This is a genomic window from Shewanella sp. Actino-trap-3, from assembly GCF_002836275.1.
Taxonomy (GTDB): domain Bacteria; phylum Pseudomonadota; class Gammaproteobacteria; order Enterobacterales; family Shewanellaceae; genus Shewanella; species Shewanella psychromarinicola.
In genome coordinates, this window is the sequence record NZ_PJCE01000001.1 from 1,235,171 (window position 1) to 1,249,665 (window position 14,495).

The 14,495-nt window shown below is 39.8% G+C and carries 12 protein-coding genes and 1 pseudogene; 5 read left to right on the forward strand and 8 right to left on the reverse strand.

The window, feature by feature from the left end:
* Positions 1–185: 185 nt before the first annotated feature.
* The 5 genes from CXF80_RS05265 to CXF80_RS05285 all read right to left on the reverse strand — a co-directional run bounded on the left by CXF80_RS05265 (position 186) and on the right by CXF80_RS05285 (position 5,459).
* Positions 186–1,400 (reverse strand): RsmB/NOP family class I SAM-dependent RNA methyltransferase, encoded by a 1,215-nt coding sequence (locus CXF80_RS05265; RefSeq protein WP_101031889.1) that lies wholly within the window; start codon positions 1,398–1,400, stop codon positions 186–188.
* A 1,044-nt stretch (positions 1,401–2,444) separates the two neighbouring features.
* Positions 2,445–3,344 (reverse strand): universal stress protein, encoded by a 900-nt coding sequence (locus CXF80_RS05270; RefSeq protein ID WP_157822184.1) that lies wholly within the window; start codon positions 3,342–3,344, stop codon positions 2,445–2,447.
* Between the two features lie 511 nt (positions 3,345–3,855).
* Positions 3,856–4,098 carry a YecH family metal-binding protein gene (locus CXF80_RS05275; protein ID WP_101031891.1) on the reverse strand — a complete coding sequence of 81 codons (243 nt, stop codon included), beginning with the start codon at positions 4,096–4,098 and terminating at the stop codon, positions 3,856–3,858.
* A 286-nt stretch (positions 4,099–4,384) separates the two neighbouring features.
* Positions 4,385–4,576, reverse strand: a complete 192-nt coding sequence (locus tag CXF80_RS05280) for a hypothetical protein (protein WP_101031892.1) — start codon at positions 4,574–4,576, stop codon at positions 4,385–4,387.
* A gap of 25 nt (positions 4,577–4,601) precedes the next feature.
* Positions 4,602–5,459: an STAS/SEC14 domain-containing protein gene (locus tag CXF80_RS05285; protein WP_101031893.1), complete on the reverse strand. Its 858-nt coding sequence runs from the start codon at positions 5,457–5,459 to the stop codon at positions 4,602–4,604.
* Positions 5,460–6,115: 656 nt separating this feature from the next.
* Between CXF80_RS05285 and trmY the strand changes: the two genes are divergently transcribed.
* Both trmY and CXF80_RS05295 read left to right on the forward strand, forming a co-directional pair.
* Positions 6,116–6,712 (forward strand): tRNA (pseudouridine(54)-N(1))-methyltransferase TrmY, encoded by a 597-nt coding sequence (gene trmY, locus CXF80_RS05290; RefSeq protein WP_101031894.1) that lies wholly within the window; start codon positions 6,116–6,118, stop codon positions 6,710–6,712.
* A gap of 809 nt (positions 6,713–7,521) precedes the next feature.
* Complete coding sequence (locus tag CXF80_RS05295; RefSeq protein WP_101031895.1) at positions 7,522–7,917, forward strand: DUF805 domain-containing protein; 396 nt, start codon at positions 7,522–7,524, stop codon at positions 7,915–7,917.
* Positions 7,918–8,019: 102 nt separating this feature from the next.
* Here CXF80_RS05295 and CXF80_RS05300 read toward each other — a convergent pair whose 3' ends face one another.
* The 3 genes and pseudogenes from CXF80_RS05300 to CXF80_RS05310 all read right to left on the reverse strand — a co-directional run bounded on the left by CXF80_RS05300 (position 8,020) and on the right by CXF80_RS05310 (position 10,195).
* Entirely contained in the window at positions 8,020–8,952 is a 933-nt protein-coding gene (locus CXF80_RS05300) for a DUF808 domain-containing protein (RefSeq protein WP_101031896.1), read from the reverse strand.
* Between the two features lie 229 nt (positions 8,953–9,181).
* Positions 9,182–9,336, reverse strand: a pseudogene (locus CXF80_RS05305) (LacI family transcriptional regulator); the annotation flags it as partial.
* Between the two features lie 148 nt (positions 9,337–9,484).
* A complete protein-coding gene (locus CXF80_RS05310; RefSeq protein WP_101031897.1) occupies positions 9,485–10,195 on the reverse strand; it encodes a DUF3334 family protein in 711 nt (236 codons plus the stop codon).
* A 273-nt stretch (positions 10,196–10,468) separates the two neighbouring features.
* Here CXF80_RS05310 and CXF80_RS05315 point away from each other — a divergent pair, with 273 nt between their 5' ends.
* From CXF80_RS05315 to ptsP, 3 genes are all read left to right on the forward strand, one after another.
* Positions 10,469–12,085 carry a methyl-accepting chemotaxis protein gene (locus CXF80_RS05315; protein WP_101031898.1) on the forward strand — a complete coding sequence of 539 codons (1,617 nt, stop codon included), beginning with the start codon at positions 10,469–10,471 and terminating at the stop codon, positions 12,083–12,085.
* Positions 12,086–12,429: 344 nt separating this feature from the next.
* A complete protein-coding gene (locus CXF80_RS05320; protein ID WP_101031899.1) occupies positions 12,430–12,687 on the forward strand; it encodes an HPr family phosphocarrier protein in 258 nt (85 codons plus the stop codon).
* 61 nt (positions 12,688–12,748) lie between these two features.
* Positions 12,749–14,482 carry a phosphoenolpyruvate--protein phosphotransferase gene (gene ptsP / locus CXF80_RS05325; protein WP_101031900.1) on the forward strand — a complete coding sequence of 578 codons (1,734 nt, stop codon included), beginning with the start codon at positions 12,749–12,751 and terminating at the stop codon, positions 14,480–14,482.
* The last annotated feature ends 13 nt before the right edge of the window (positions 14,483–14,495 follow it).

Consider the following 14,495-nt stretch of genomic DNA (forward strand, 5'->3'; position numbering starts at 1 on the left):
ATACATTTTCTAATGTGACTGTAAGATTATGCATTTATGAGAACTTTATCAACGATTTAATATGAATTTATTAAAAGTGCCTTTTATCAGTAAATAATTATCCATAAAAACAATGCAGAAATTTGCACTGTTTTTTGTTATCTATCATCAATATGATGACTCTAAAAATCAATAGCCATGAATAACTATTCAGCTATACGTTCCATTTTAGCTAAATAGAAACCATCAAATCCACGTTCTGAAACCAAGATATTTTCATCCTCGATAAGAGTAAACTGTGGGTTTTCAGCGAGAAACGCATCGATTTGATGACGGTTTTCTTCTGGCATAATAGAGCATGTCGCGTAAATGAGCATTCCGCCAACTTTGACCATACGGCAGTAACTCTGCAAAATATGCTTTTGCAATTCAACCAGCACCGGCAAGCGCTCCGGCGTATCACGCCATTTAGAATCAGGATTACGTTTTAACACCCCAAGTCCCGAACAAGGCACATCTAATAACACTCGATCGGCCGATAATTTCAGACGTTTAATGGTTTTAGAGCTAGCGATAATCCGCGTTTCAACATTATGTGCACCAGCGCGTTTAGCCCGAGTTTTAAGATTATCGAGTTTCCATTGCTCAACATCCATCGCAAGCAAACGACCTTTACCTTGCATTTGTGCTGCAATATGTAAGGTTTTACCACCCGCACCCGCACAAGCATCGACAACCCGCATTCCGGGTTTGGCACCCACAGCGTCAGCAACCAGTTGTGAACCCGCATCTTGCTGTTCAAACCAGCCATTTTTAAATGCCTCGGTTCGAAATAGTGCTGAGTCTGATGTAACCTCAACAGCAGAAGCGACATCGCTTACCACTACCGCAGTTACGCCTTCTTTTTTAAGTCTTTCAATAAGGGATTCGCGATTACATTTCAGTTCATTCACGCGTAAATAACGCTTTGGCTGCTCTGCTAGTGCTGCACGTTCAGCGGGCCATTTATCACCTAACTGTGCTTGACCTATGATTTCTAACCATTCTGGACAGCCATCCCATAGCACAGGGTCTGTTTTTGCTTGTTCAAGATTAGCACTAAATGCCGCCTGCTCAATTTGCAATGAATACTGCATTTTAGGTAAATCTAAGCCATGAAAAACATGCCAACCATTGAGTAATTTAGATCCTAAACGATCAAACTCTTCCGGTTTAATATCAACCAGAAAACAATATAAGTTTAAGCGACGTAAAATATCGCCAGTGACTTGCGTGATCCGTGCTTGCTCTGATGGGTTAAGGGTTAAACCAGAAAAATGCTCTGAATAGGCTCTATCTAAAGGTTTTCCTCGGGTTAACACCATGGTTAGTACATTTAATACCAACTCTGATGAACTGCCTGACAACGGATAAGTCAACATGGGCTCTCTCATAATATTACGGTCAATTTAAAAACGTGCTGATCATAGGGATTAAAGCCGCTGATAGCAAGGCAATATCGGCCTTTAGCACCCATATCGATACCATAAAATAGACATTAATTCAGCGCGTATACGTTTTTTATACAGAAGATATATAGTGGCATCAACCGATGCTCAATACTGTCACAGAGACTGGATTTTAAGCATTTAAATATTTGAATATCGAATCCATGCCATTTCTTCTTAAACGTTAATGACTAGTCTCGACAGCCGTTCGCTGTAATGCCTCATCTCCTCATCGAACTAAACTGCTTGAGCGGCAAGTTAATCATCTACCATAAATAGCGTTTTTCTTTGTTGTGCAAAAACCTATTGCCCCAAAAAAATACCATACGACATTGATATCGCAGCCACTTCACATCAAGATCCACTAGCCTTATGCGCGTTCTATGGCGCAGTGTTTGAGCCTTTTAGTTTGAGCCCTGCCAAGGCGGGCACTTCTTGCCCTTTTGGGTTTAACACTTGGGTGATAGTGGGGGTTATCTGATTGGTTTTATTTTGGCTTATGAGCTTGCTTACTCACATCAAGTCGAAGCCTTGGTGACTATCGATGTCAACAATATATTTGAACCCGATATAGCTCATCAGCTAATAGTAGTTTGTTGCCCATGTCTTCATCCAAAGGCAAATAATCACACTGCGACGCTGTGTCAGTCGAAAAACCTAATGTGATGGGCGGCTCGAAGTAAGGTGTACTTCTGCATTGATTGTAAATTTAATTGTTGAAGTAATTGTCTACGTTTTAAGCAATTTTTCAACAGTGTCAATGTACCTCCATTCCTATAGATTAAATGGTATTTGAAGGTCGACAAACAACCACTTAAGAGACGAGGAGCATATACCTTGGTTGTAAATTAATACTCTTCTTTTATATGAGAAAGCAAGGTGGCGATATTACAATATGAAATTACAATATGAATATCCGACGAGAGGCGTTTTAGTCACGTCCCTGTGCTGTGTTGTCTGATCGATAGATTTTTGAGCTTATCTAAGCTCACTTGTGGGCGGTTTAACGGCGAGTATGTCGCAGGGGAGTTGATTAATCAGCAGTTCAGGAATATGGCCTTTAATTGAGTGGATTAACCCTGTGTGCTCGGCCGCTCCCATGATGACCATATTCACATCGAGTTGATGGGCCTTGATGGGAATAGCATCTTCAGGTAAGCCATGAGCTATGTGACAGTGATATTTTTCAGACAGTAAATCTGCCACTGCGTGATTAAGAATGCTTTGCTGGTTTGCTTGTTGTGACAACATTGAATGAGCATGGGCCCTATCTTCGGTTTCAAAGGCTATGCTGTAATTGTCAGCCAAAAAACAATTAATGAAGTGTAAATCATTATTGATGCTGTCTGCTATACCTTTAGATTCATGAATAATGTGATGATTAAAAGCTTGATGGCAATCTTGAGTGTGATTAATATCTAAGGCGGTCAACACGTGGCCTTGGGTCTGCCATTGACTGCTATTAACAAACATTACGGGTACCAAGGTTTCTCTTAATAAGTGCCATTCGTCAGCAGAAACCAACTCAGAAATAATGGAGTGATAACGTTTATGAGGCAATACCACAAGATCGTAATGTTCTTGCTTTAGTTGATTTAGCACTGCGCGATAAATGGTGCTCGATTGGCAACTGATTTGTTTGCTTGGGTATTTGAGAACTTGCTCTAATCCTTTGGTTGTCAATGTTCGTTTTGACTTAGGTTCAATTACACAGCTTCTTTCTAATAGACGTTTCAACAGGCTAGTTTGGGTAAGCTTTACGGTTAGCAATGTGAGTTTAGCGCGTGATCTACTGGCTAAGATAACGGCTTTGTGAAATGAGCTATTCAGTAGGTTTGGTGTTTCTGTAACAGCTAATATGTGCTCATATGGGTACATGGTAGCGGCCTCCATCGTAATGGTATTAGACCTGTACAATCCTAGTTTAACAGAGGCATTTTCGCCTCATACTTCAGTATTAGTGGATCTCACCCTGACACAGAAAGATTGATTGACACTAACTGAGGGGGCTTTATAGTGAATAGTTAAGCCATCGAACCGGAGTAAAATCAAACATCTACATAATTGTTGCGACCATATTTATTGTTACAATTTTTATCCTACTTTGACCAGAAATATTTGCGCCGCAAATGAAGCCAGCCATTTTACTAACTCAATCAACTATCGCAATAAACCCATATTGCAAAATCTAGGCGATTGAGCATTTTCATCCAAGGGTTGTTTACAAATGCAAACAAAACGACTTGTTAGATGTAAGCAGGACTGTGCGGATTAAATACCGCTTCAGCAGAGGCACTCAATGTGATATGACATCGCATCTGATTATAAAGTGAGTGTTGTTACATTAGGCCTAAGGAGATCTAAGCCACATGTTGTCACGGTAAATGATTTAGTGATTACAAATTTTATCTGCTGCTGTTGTAATACCACCTTCACTAGGGATGAACTTACCTTTGCCTTCTAAAAACTCAATAAGCATCTCAGCGTCCATCTCCGCTGCAGAGCAGGTATGATAACGAGTATCAGCACCAAAGTTAGTATGCATTAACGTTTTAAGCTCTTGCTTTGTTAACGCAGAGCCATGGGTTAGCATCAATTGCATAACTTGATGGCCGTGTACTGATCCAGACATTGTATCTCCAATTAAGGTGTAAATTTATTATACTTTATAGCTTATTTTTTTTTCATAAATACAGATCTCACCCACAAGATCCGAAAAAATATTTTTTTTGATGCCCGGATTAAAAAATGATACGGCATACCCACTACATCCGTATAAACGATACCCGTAAAATAAAAAATTAATATTCAACTTAGCATAGCTTCGCGAATAAATATTCGATGAAATCAGCCGTCAGAGTGATGATAAATTTAGCGGCATCTGTTGATTATTAACGGCCTTTTGCATGGCTTTCGCTTTATTTTGAGCTTTTTTCGATCTCTGCAAGTGCTGAATAAATTGCTTGAAAGATAAGCCTGTCTGCCTCCACAGTGTCATTATCAGGGACGTCCCACGCCATGATTTCACGATATTTTTCGACTACTTTACGTAAATCTTCAGTGATTTTGTCATGGTAGCGTTCAATTTCTATATTTTGTACATCAGACATATCGATACTCCTTAGCAATAATAACTTAGAACACAGGCTCTTGAACGGGAACGATTAATATTTCACAACGACTATGATTTTGAACATAATGCGCCACTGAGCCCAATAACTTGTTTATGCCTTTTTTCTTTTTTGCCCCAAAAATGGCTAAATCAACATCTTGTGCTTCCAAAAAAGACACGATGCTATAATTTACCTCACCACAAATCACTTTGGACTCTATGGGAAAATCGGTATCCAAATCGTTTACAAACGCTTTCATCTGAAACTGAGCAGCATCAATAGCTTTTTTGTTTTGATCTTTGATGATATCTAGATCAACAACGTTGTAGCCCACTGGATCGCCATAGAGTGTATAAGCGAGTACTTCTGGAACAACATTGAGTAATGTTAACGAAGCTTGATAGTAGTTAGCTAATTCTATTGCGCGTTTACATGCATGCTTTGAATACAGGGAGAAATCCACCGCAACCACAATGTTTTGATAGGGTTGCAATTGTTCTACCGCCTTTTCAAACTCTTGTTTTTCACGTAACCAGTCCCAAGCTTGTTGCAGATTTTCTCGGTTAAAATAACGCACTTCACTAGATATTAAAAAAGGCTTCGCGATTAACACCATCCAATGTTCCCAAGACTTATCGCCAACCATCGCAATGCGATCAAAATCACTAAGATGTTTCATACCAAACTTAACATCATTTATGGCGGCATCTACATCCCAGCCGGAAAAATTATCAAATTCAAAAAGTAATGAAATTTTACCTAATCGTTTAATTTGCGTTTCAAGTTGGGGTAAGAATTTCTGGTAATCTTCAAGAGTTAATTTTCCAGAAGCTCGCACAGCAATGGTATTGCCATCAAATACAGGTATAAATTGCAACATAGGATTTTCCTTCTATTTGTGGATAGTTCACATCCAGAATCAGTTAAAACACACTACTCACTAACTTCATCTTAAAACCTTTTTTTATAGAGCTTATTGATCAATGACAACATTTCAGAATGAAACGTTTCATGATGTTACATTATAGTGTGTTGAATTTGCTCTTACCTTTCCTGATTATGTACAAGCTTCAAAACCTGACGGCTAGGGTCTTGCCCTGTATTTACAATGATCTCTTCGTGTTCATCATCACGCGCCTACTAGGCCAGAACAACTCGGGCATGTTCATAGAAGTCATTGGAATGTTGCCTAATCGCATTTTAATGTCAGCTACTATCTCAAGGCTTCAGCAAGTTCTTCCCCCAGAGCCTTATTTCAGCTAACTATAGCGCATGTTCTGAACTGTAAAAGTCTGAGCATTGTCGACAATGACTCGGTTTCTCATGGTGTAAATAGATTGAACATCATGACGGTGTAAACAAACTCATTAAACCATAGTACAACTCGATATAATGTAAAAATAAAACCAATAGATTAATCGCGTTACAGTCAGCCTTAAAGCTGTGATAATACAGCCTATACCATGCGCAATGGCTGATTGATTATCCAACTCAGTTATCACATTTATGCTCCGATTCCCCTCATTAGGATTTACCATGCGCGCTTTTGTAGTTCGAGCCAGAGCGGCTCCAGTTGATAGTCAGCAGTTTGTGGCGGGTATAGGCCAAGAGGCCCATACTGAAATTTTAGCCCATACCTTAATGAACACCATCTTTGTGGCCCAGTCTCATCGGGATGATGTTATTGTTTATTTAGTATTAGAAAGCACCCAAGATTTTTCTCGCACCATCTGTTTCCGTTCAGGTGAACTAGGCCACATAGGCGGATTTCACGAACAAAATTTAACCAATAAAATTGCCAAAGCCTTAACCGCGTCAAAGGGCATGACGAAAGAGCAATTGCGTGTGGTTGAGCCCGGCATTACGGTACGCACTGTGAGTTTTGAAAAGCTGGTGCAAGAGTTAGCCGAAGAATATCAACTGTATATGTTGGAGAAAAAAGGCACCCCAGTGCGTGACATAGAGTTTGCACATAATCCTTGTTTTCTACTCACCGATCATATTCCTATGCCTAAAAAGAGCTTTAATAGCTTAAAGCGACTCGGTACTCAACATATAAACTTAGGGCCAAAAATGCTATTCGCGTCTCAATGCGTGGTGTTAATCCATAATGAGTTAGATATGCGGTTGTAAATCAATACGATTGGATCAAGGACCTGCAGTTGATGGATAATTTACGTCAATTAACGCTAAGCTTGTTGAGCTTACATAACAGACAAATCCAATCAATAAAGCTTAAACCTTAGTCTCCGTCGTCCTTACTTTCTAATGGATGTCTTACCTTTTTGGCAATTTATTATGCCCTATTCCACTACCTTGTGGATTGCCGCAGGTATGCGGTGACTTATGGCTTCCGACATCACTCAGTGGCATTACGATATGCTCATACCCGCTAATTTTTTCGTCAAGAATGCAAAATTAGATTATGACGCCTCTCAAATAACCCGCCCAGGCCCCAAACAACACCGAAAGCCGACGAGATAAAACACTAAGTCGAAACGAGATTTGCGGCTGATGTTAAACGCTAACTTTTTAGAATGAGTCCGTGATGAAGAGGTTGATGTTCAAGACCCACACATTCGCAACCGTGTTATATTTATTGATGGCCAAACTCTTGAGCTAAACTGATGAGTTAAATGTTAATGTTGCGCAAAAGATAGCAGAAATGCGCCGGGTTATAATCTTTAGCGTAATGAAGGTTATGGTTTATTTATTGCTTGAAAATTCCACGCAAGTAGCGAGTTTGATAAGGGTTTATTATCCCTTGAGATAGCCAAGTGATCAGCCACGTTAACAACCTTTTTATCAGCTTGTACCATAATGCCGTTGTTGATCAAATCGGCATTAATGTTTAGGCTTAAATAAAATAAAATATTGTTAATTCAAGGCTGTTTTGTTACAAATGCACTAGATTAAAAAAAATTAACGTTAAGGAATAACGAATGGATTGGTATTTAAAGGTTTTAAAACAGTATTTCGATTTTAGCGGCCGAGCACGTCGTAAAGAATACTGGATGTTTGCACTGATCAGCATGATCATTAGTATTGTGCTGACCTTATTGGATATGGGTGTGGGCTTATACAGTGAACTTTATGGTGCTGGATTATTGAGTTCTATTTATTCACTCGCCATCGTCATTCCAAGCATCGCAGTGAGTGTTCGTCGTCTTCACGATACTGACCATTCTGGTTGGTGGTTATTATTAATGTTTATCCCGCTGCTTGGTGCATTAATTCTGCTCGTCGTGATGTGCTTTAACAGTAAAGATGACAACGAATACGGCCCGAATCCAAAAGCAGATCCAAACCTTGGTGAGAGTGACAACTTAGCCGTTTAATCTTAAGTGATTCACTAACAGAGGTTAGCATCACTCATTAAAAAAAGCATGGTCATTGACTATGCTCTTTTGGTATCTGCAGCCAGCTTTATCACTATAAAACTAAGTTTTAGAGGGCATTAACTTAGTCACACCATTGATCACTAATACCGCTAAACCACCAGCAACAACACCAAATAGTGCATTCAACACGCTTGGGGTTAATAGCCCTAAAAAGCCACCTACAACACTCACTTGGCTTACCAGCGTTTCTGCATGCGCAATCCATTCAGATACCAGATGAATACCGTGAGTTAAAATACCGCCACCCACCATAAACATGGCAATAGTGCCTACAAATGTGAGAATTTTCATTAAGTAAGGGGCAGCAGATACTAATCCTAATCCCAATTTATGCCCTATTCCACTGGGCTTACGTTGAGCAAGATACAAACCAAGGTCATCAATTTTAACAATCCCTGCCACTAGGCCGTATACGCCTATCGTAATCACAATGGCAATAACGCATAAGGTTAAAAATTGCCCCATTAGGTCCATGTGTGCAGCAACACCTAAACTAATTGCGATAATTTCAGCGGATAAGACAAAGTCGGTGCGGATCGCCCCTTTTATTTTTTCTTTTTCGAATGCTGCTAAGTCTTCGATATCAGCTTTTGCTTTGGCAACCACCGCATCGTCATCGACCACAGGTACACGCTTATGTGTTAATGAATGATAGACCTTTTCAAAGCCCTCATAACATAAAAACAAACCACCAAACATCAATAAAGGAGTAATAGCCCATGGAATAAACGCACTGATCAGCATGGCCATCGGCACCAAAATGACTTTATTGCGAAACGACCCCATGGCGACGGCAAACACGACAGGAAGCTCTCGCTCAGAGGCGACACCCGATACTTGCTGCGCATTTAACGCTAAATCATCACCCAGAACACCAGCGGTTTTGCGTGCCGCCACTTTGCTCATTGCCGCTACATCATCCAAAATAGTGGCAATATCATCTAATAGGGTTAATAAACTGGCACCTGCCATAAACAGTCTTATCCTTTTAAATCAATCATTTAATTGATTTATACTTATCTCATACATCGTTTAGAGTAAACACACGGGAACACTTAAACCCGTGATATTGACCTAGTGTGTTGATACTCAAAATACTACTCAGTACACGTTAAGTCAGTGAGTCGTCTTCTACCATCACACCACAAGAGCTATGTAACACTAAATGGTTTTTGATTAATGGCTGACAGGCCTCTTAACCACAAATTAATAAGGCTAATATATGCCTATTTTGAGTACTTAAGTTACTGGCGTTTTTATCAACGTTAGCATTAAGCTCTTTGGCAATAGCTTGAAATGGCTGACGCGTGTCTAAATTTACCAATGGACTATTCATAACGCACCAGACACGGTCAACTAAAACACGCCATCACAGTAAGTTATATCAATAGAAGTGGCTTTAAATGCCATTTTTATAGCTAACCTTCTATGAATAGTGCATTTTGGTAAACAAAACAACCAAGATAAATAACTTAACATGGTTGTTTTCATTATATCCCTGACGTTATAACCCAAGCTCGCTGAGTAAGTCATCAGCATCGTCAACAACAAGGCCTTTTACATTGGGATCATTGAGTACATCTTGTGATTTATCTGATTTAGCTTGCGCTTTTTGACCGTGAGTTTCGATTAATGAGTCAAGATCAAATTCCTCATTCATTTCAAAGTCTGCAGATCGAAGAAACTCTGTTTTATCCATGGCAAATTCAAGATAAAAAATATGGTTATTTTCAGTCTTAAACGACACTCTTCTCGCGACGGCGTTATCGAGGTTAGTATCGACTGAAATCGTTAATTCTTTATTAATCGTCAACATTTTAGGCTGACTTTGGCTAATGGATGTTTGTAATTCTTTTGATATTTTACCAATAAAATCACCCAAAATTTGGTTCATTAATTCGCCCATTACATTGCTCACATCATCAGAAGTATGTGAAAACGCTAATTCCGTTTCAGGCATTCCCATGTTGAGCATATAACGGCGATAAATTTCAATAGCCGCTGCCGCAGAAAAGTTGATCACAACCAAGCCAGAAAAACCACCATCGAAAATAGAGAAACAACCCAAATCAGGTTTTAAGCGGGTGCGAGAAATACTTTGAATCATCCCAGCATGACTAATTTGGCTAGCACTCGTGCTAGAAAGAACATGAGACACTGAATGACAAAGCTTAAGTAGAATATCGTCATTGTTGACGATAGAAGATGAATTCATAGCATTAATACCTTTTCGTTAATTACACTAATCTTGCGGGTAAACCGTAAAAAAATCAAAATTAAAACAATTGCTTAGCACATTAATTAACCAAACAACGTTAATATTCAACTAACCAGTTGATAAAAAACAGCTTTAACCAATTCACTACATTATGCTTACAAATATAAAATATGCAGTTTGTTCACAAAAACAATCTTTTACGCTTATTTTTTTTAATATTTTCATTATAATCCCATTACTTTGTATTGATAGTTTAAAATAGGACTGATAATGATTAGATTATTGAGACGCCTAACCATTTTAAAGCGATTATTTATTATGTTAGCTTTAGCCGCTTTAGGTACAGTGGTTTTCGGTTCTTTTTCCATTAATGAACAATACAATCATTTAATAGAACAAAAGTTCAAACAGATCACCGGGCAAGTCAACCAATTAAGTAGCACACTTGATGCCTTTAAGCTTGTTAATCCTGATGCAACGGTCGAATCATTAAGCCAGTTTATTAGTGACATTAAGGTCTCTGAGCATCAAGCGTTTATTGTTATCGATAATCAAAATAATATTATTGTTAATCCACTAAACCCAAGATCAATCAGTAAATCCATCAACAACTTGGCGGCAAATGATGCTTCAACGCCTTATCAACAGCTAATCACCACGGCAAAACAACGCCAAACAGCCCAAGCAAAGTTTGCGGTTGTCGATCAACAAAATCAACCACAAACGGTATTAGCCGCAGCACAATATTATCCAAAACTTGAATTAACGTTAATCACCCAAGCAAACGTCAACGATGTCAATAACAGTATGACAGGTATCATTATTGACTATTTCATCATTATGATGATGATTGCAGTGCCTATTTTTGCGTTCTTTTTATTGCTTAATCATTCCATTACCCAACCTCTTAACGTCACAATCGACGCGATGGAACAAATTGCCAAAGGTGAAGGCGATTTGACTCAACGCTTGTCGACAGAAGGCAATGATGAAGTCGCCAAACTGGCCGATGCGTTCAATCAATTTGTGATTAAAATAGCCAATATGGTTGCTAATTTACAGCCTCTTGGGCATACCTTAAGTAATGAAGCGGTGCATTTATTAGATACTGTAAAATTATCGAATCAAAGCGCGAACCAAGTGCACAGTGAAACTCAAAGTGTCGCCGCTGCGATTAACCAAATGCTATCGACGAGCCAAGAAATGGCTCGAAACACTCAAGATGCTGCAGACGGTGCCAGCAATGTGAAACATCAAGCCGAACAAAATCAACAATTGATGCAACAAACAGTTGAACAGACAGAAAGTTTAGTCGGTGAGCTACAACAAGCAGAAACGGTGTCGTTAACCCTCAGTCAATCATCTGCTGAGATTGGCAGCATCCTTGACGTGATAGGTAGCATTGCAGATCAAACTAATCTACTTGCACTGAATGCCGCCATTGAAGCTGCACGCGCAGGTGAACATGGCCGAGGTTTTGCTGTAGTCGCTGATGAAGTGCGTGCGTTGGCAAACAGGACTCAGTCTTCAACCAATGAAATCAATAAAATTATTAACCAGATCCAGACAGGTATTCAATCGGTTATTAACAGTATTACTAACACACAGCAACATTCTGCTCAGCTGCAATCAAAAGCTGTGCAATCAAGTGATGCGATTATCGCAATTTTAGCGCTTATCGAAAATATTAGTAGCATGACAGCGCAACTCGCCAGCGCCACAGAAGAACAAGCACTCGTCACCGAAGACATTAACATTAATGTCAGTACGATTTCTGAACTCACCGAACTATCGTTAACAGCTAACGAAACCCACAGTCAGGCAGCACAATCGTTGCAAACTATTAGTGTAGATATGAGTCAGACACTAGGACAATTTAAAATATAATTTAATTCGATCAACTCATTACACAAACAAAGGCTTCCCACGGTTGATATTATACCCATCAGCATGGAAAGCCTTAATGTTGCTACCCTCAAACCTCGCCGTCTTATCGACAAACAATATTGGCTATAGCCATGGTCTATATCAACATCACAGCTCATTTCGAGTCGAACATCGCTTTTAGCTATTATGACTTTAGGGTATATTATGCCTATTAGATTAAATAGCTGAGTTCTACAAGGTATCATTTAACCAATAAGCTAGTGGATATCTCGACTAGCTTATTGAAATATTGATATTTAATCCGATGAGTATTTAGTTGTCATTCATTACAGAGTATGTTGTCTATGTATCAAAAAACGGTCACCATTGTTGCTCCTCACGGTATTCATACCCGCCCAGCGGCATTACTGGTTAAAGAGGCAAAAGAGTTTGATTGCGACGTCATAGTCGAATGCAATGGTAAGCAGGCCAGCGCCAAAAGTTTATTCAAGTTACAAACATTAGGTCTATACCAAGGTGTGTCAGTGACGGTATTTGCTTCCGGTGAACACGCCCAAGCAGCCGTTGACAAAATTGCCTCACTGCTGATGACTCTGAGTTAATTAGAGTTAATTAGAGTTAATTAGAGTTAATTAGGACAACCATAGTTAATAGGACAGCGATATGTCAATCAACGGAATAGTAGTATCAGCAGGCATCGCTTTTGGTAAAGCACTGACTATCACCACTCAACTGCCACCACTGGATTTTAAACTTCTCTCTATTGAACAAATTGACCAGCAGCAACAACAGCTAACACAAGCCATTAATCACCTTATTGCTCATTTACAACACTGCCAACATCACCTGTACCCAGATGGTGATAATTTCCAACTTATTGATAGCGATATTATGTTGCTTGAAGATGAGGAACTACAACAGCAACTTCATCAACATATTCGTCAATTTAAAGTCGGTGCCGCCGTTGCTGTTGATCGCATTTTTAATCAACATGCAGCAGAAATGTCGGCATTAGATGACCCTTATTTGGCTAATCGCAGTGTTGATATTATGTGTTTGGCTAAGCGCTTAACCAGTGCGTTGCAAGGGCACTTACAATGGGATTTATCGACCCTTGCCGAAGACACCATATTACTGGCTGATGATTTAACCCCTGCAGAATTTGCCATATTGCCACTAACTCACATCACCGGGCTGATCCTAGAGTCTGGAGGTCTAACAAGCCATACTGCTATTTTGGCTCGGGCAGCAGGGATACCTGCATTACTCAATTATCAATTTTCACAAACCAAAGACGTCATTGACGATGGCACTCAGCTTATTTTAGATGGTATGTCAGGTGAATTACATGTTGCCCCGTCAGCTGACGTTTTTGATCAATTAAAGCAGAAACAACAACAAGAATTGCTGCGTCGCCAAGCATTGATGATTTATAAAGATAAACCCAGTCAAACTCGCGACGGTCATAAGGTCACTTTGCTGGCCAATGTGGGCAACCTGAGTGAAATATCTCATGTCACCGATGTTGGAGCCCAAGGTATTGGCTTATTTCGTACCGAATTTTTACTGATGAATGCCAAAGCTCTGCCAGATGAACATCAACAATATAAACTTTATTGCGATGCCCTTCATAGCTTACAAGGTGAAGTGCTTACCATTCGAACGTTTGATATTGGCGCCGATAAAGAAATTCCTTTCTTGCCTCAAAACAACGAAGATAACCCTGCCCTTGGCATTCGTGGCATTCGCTATAGTTTGGCACACCCAGAGACCTTTATTACTCAAGTGAAAGCCGCCCTTCGCGCCGCTAATCATGGCCAAGTTCGATTAATGTTTCCGATGGTAAGCCAGGTAGAAGAACTTGACGCCGCCTTCTTGTTAATTGAACGCGCTAAATCCGAGTTGAACGAGCAAGAAAAAGGTTTTGGGGCTCTCAGCTACGGCATTGTGGTTGAAACCCCAGCAGCAGTTCTGAACCTGCCAAGTATGTTGCCATTACTCGATTTTGTCAGTATCGGCACCAATGACTTAACCCAATATACCTTAGCGGCCGATCGCACCAATCCGCATTTAGCTAAACAATACCCACCACTGTCACCGGCAGTAATACAACTTATTGCCTTAACGATTTCCCACTGTAAACACACTCATGTCAGTGTTTCATTGTGTGGTGAACTTGGCAGCGATCCACAAGTTCTGCCCTTATTGGTAGGACTTGGGCTTGATGAGTTGAGTATCAATCCTGCTAATTTATTAGACGTAAAAGTGGCATTGATTGAAGGTAACTACACCAATTTTGTTAACCATGCACAACACATCGCTTTGTTAACTCGCATTACTGATATTCGTGAAGCCATTAACGCTTTTTCACTCGATTGCGACCAATCACACGAATAAAGTAGGTAAAGCT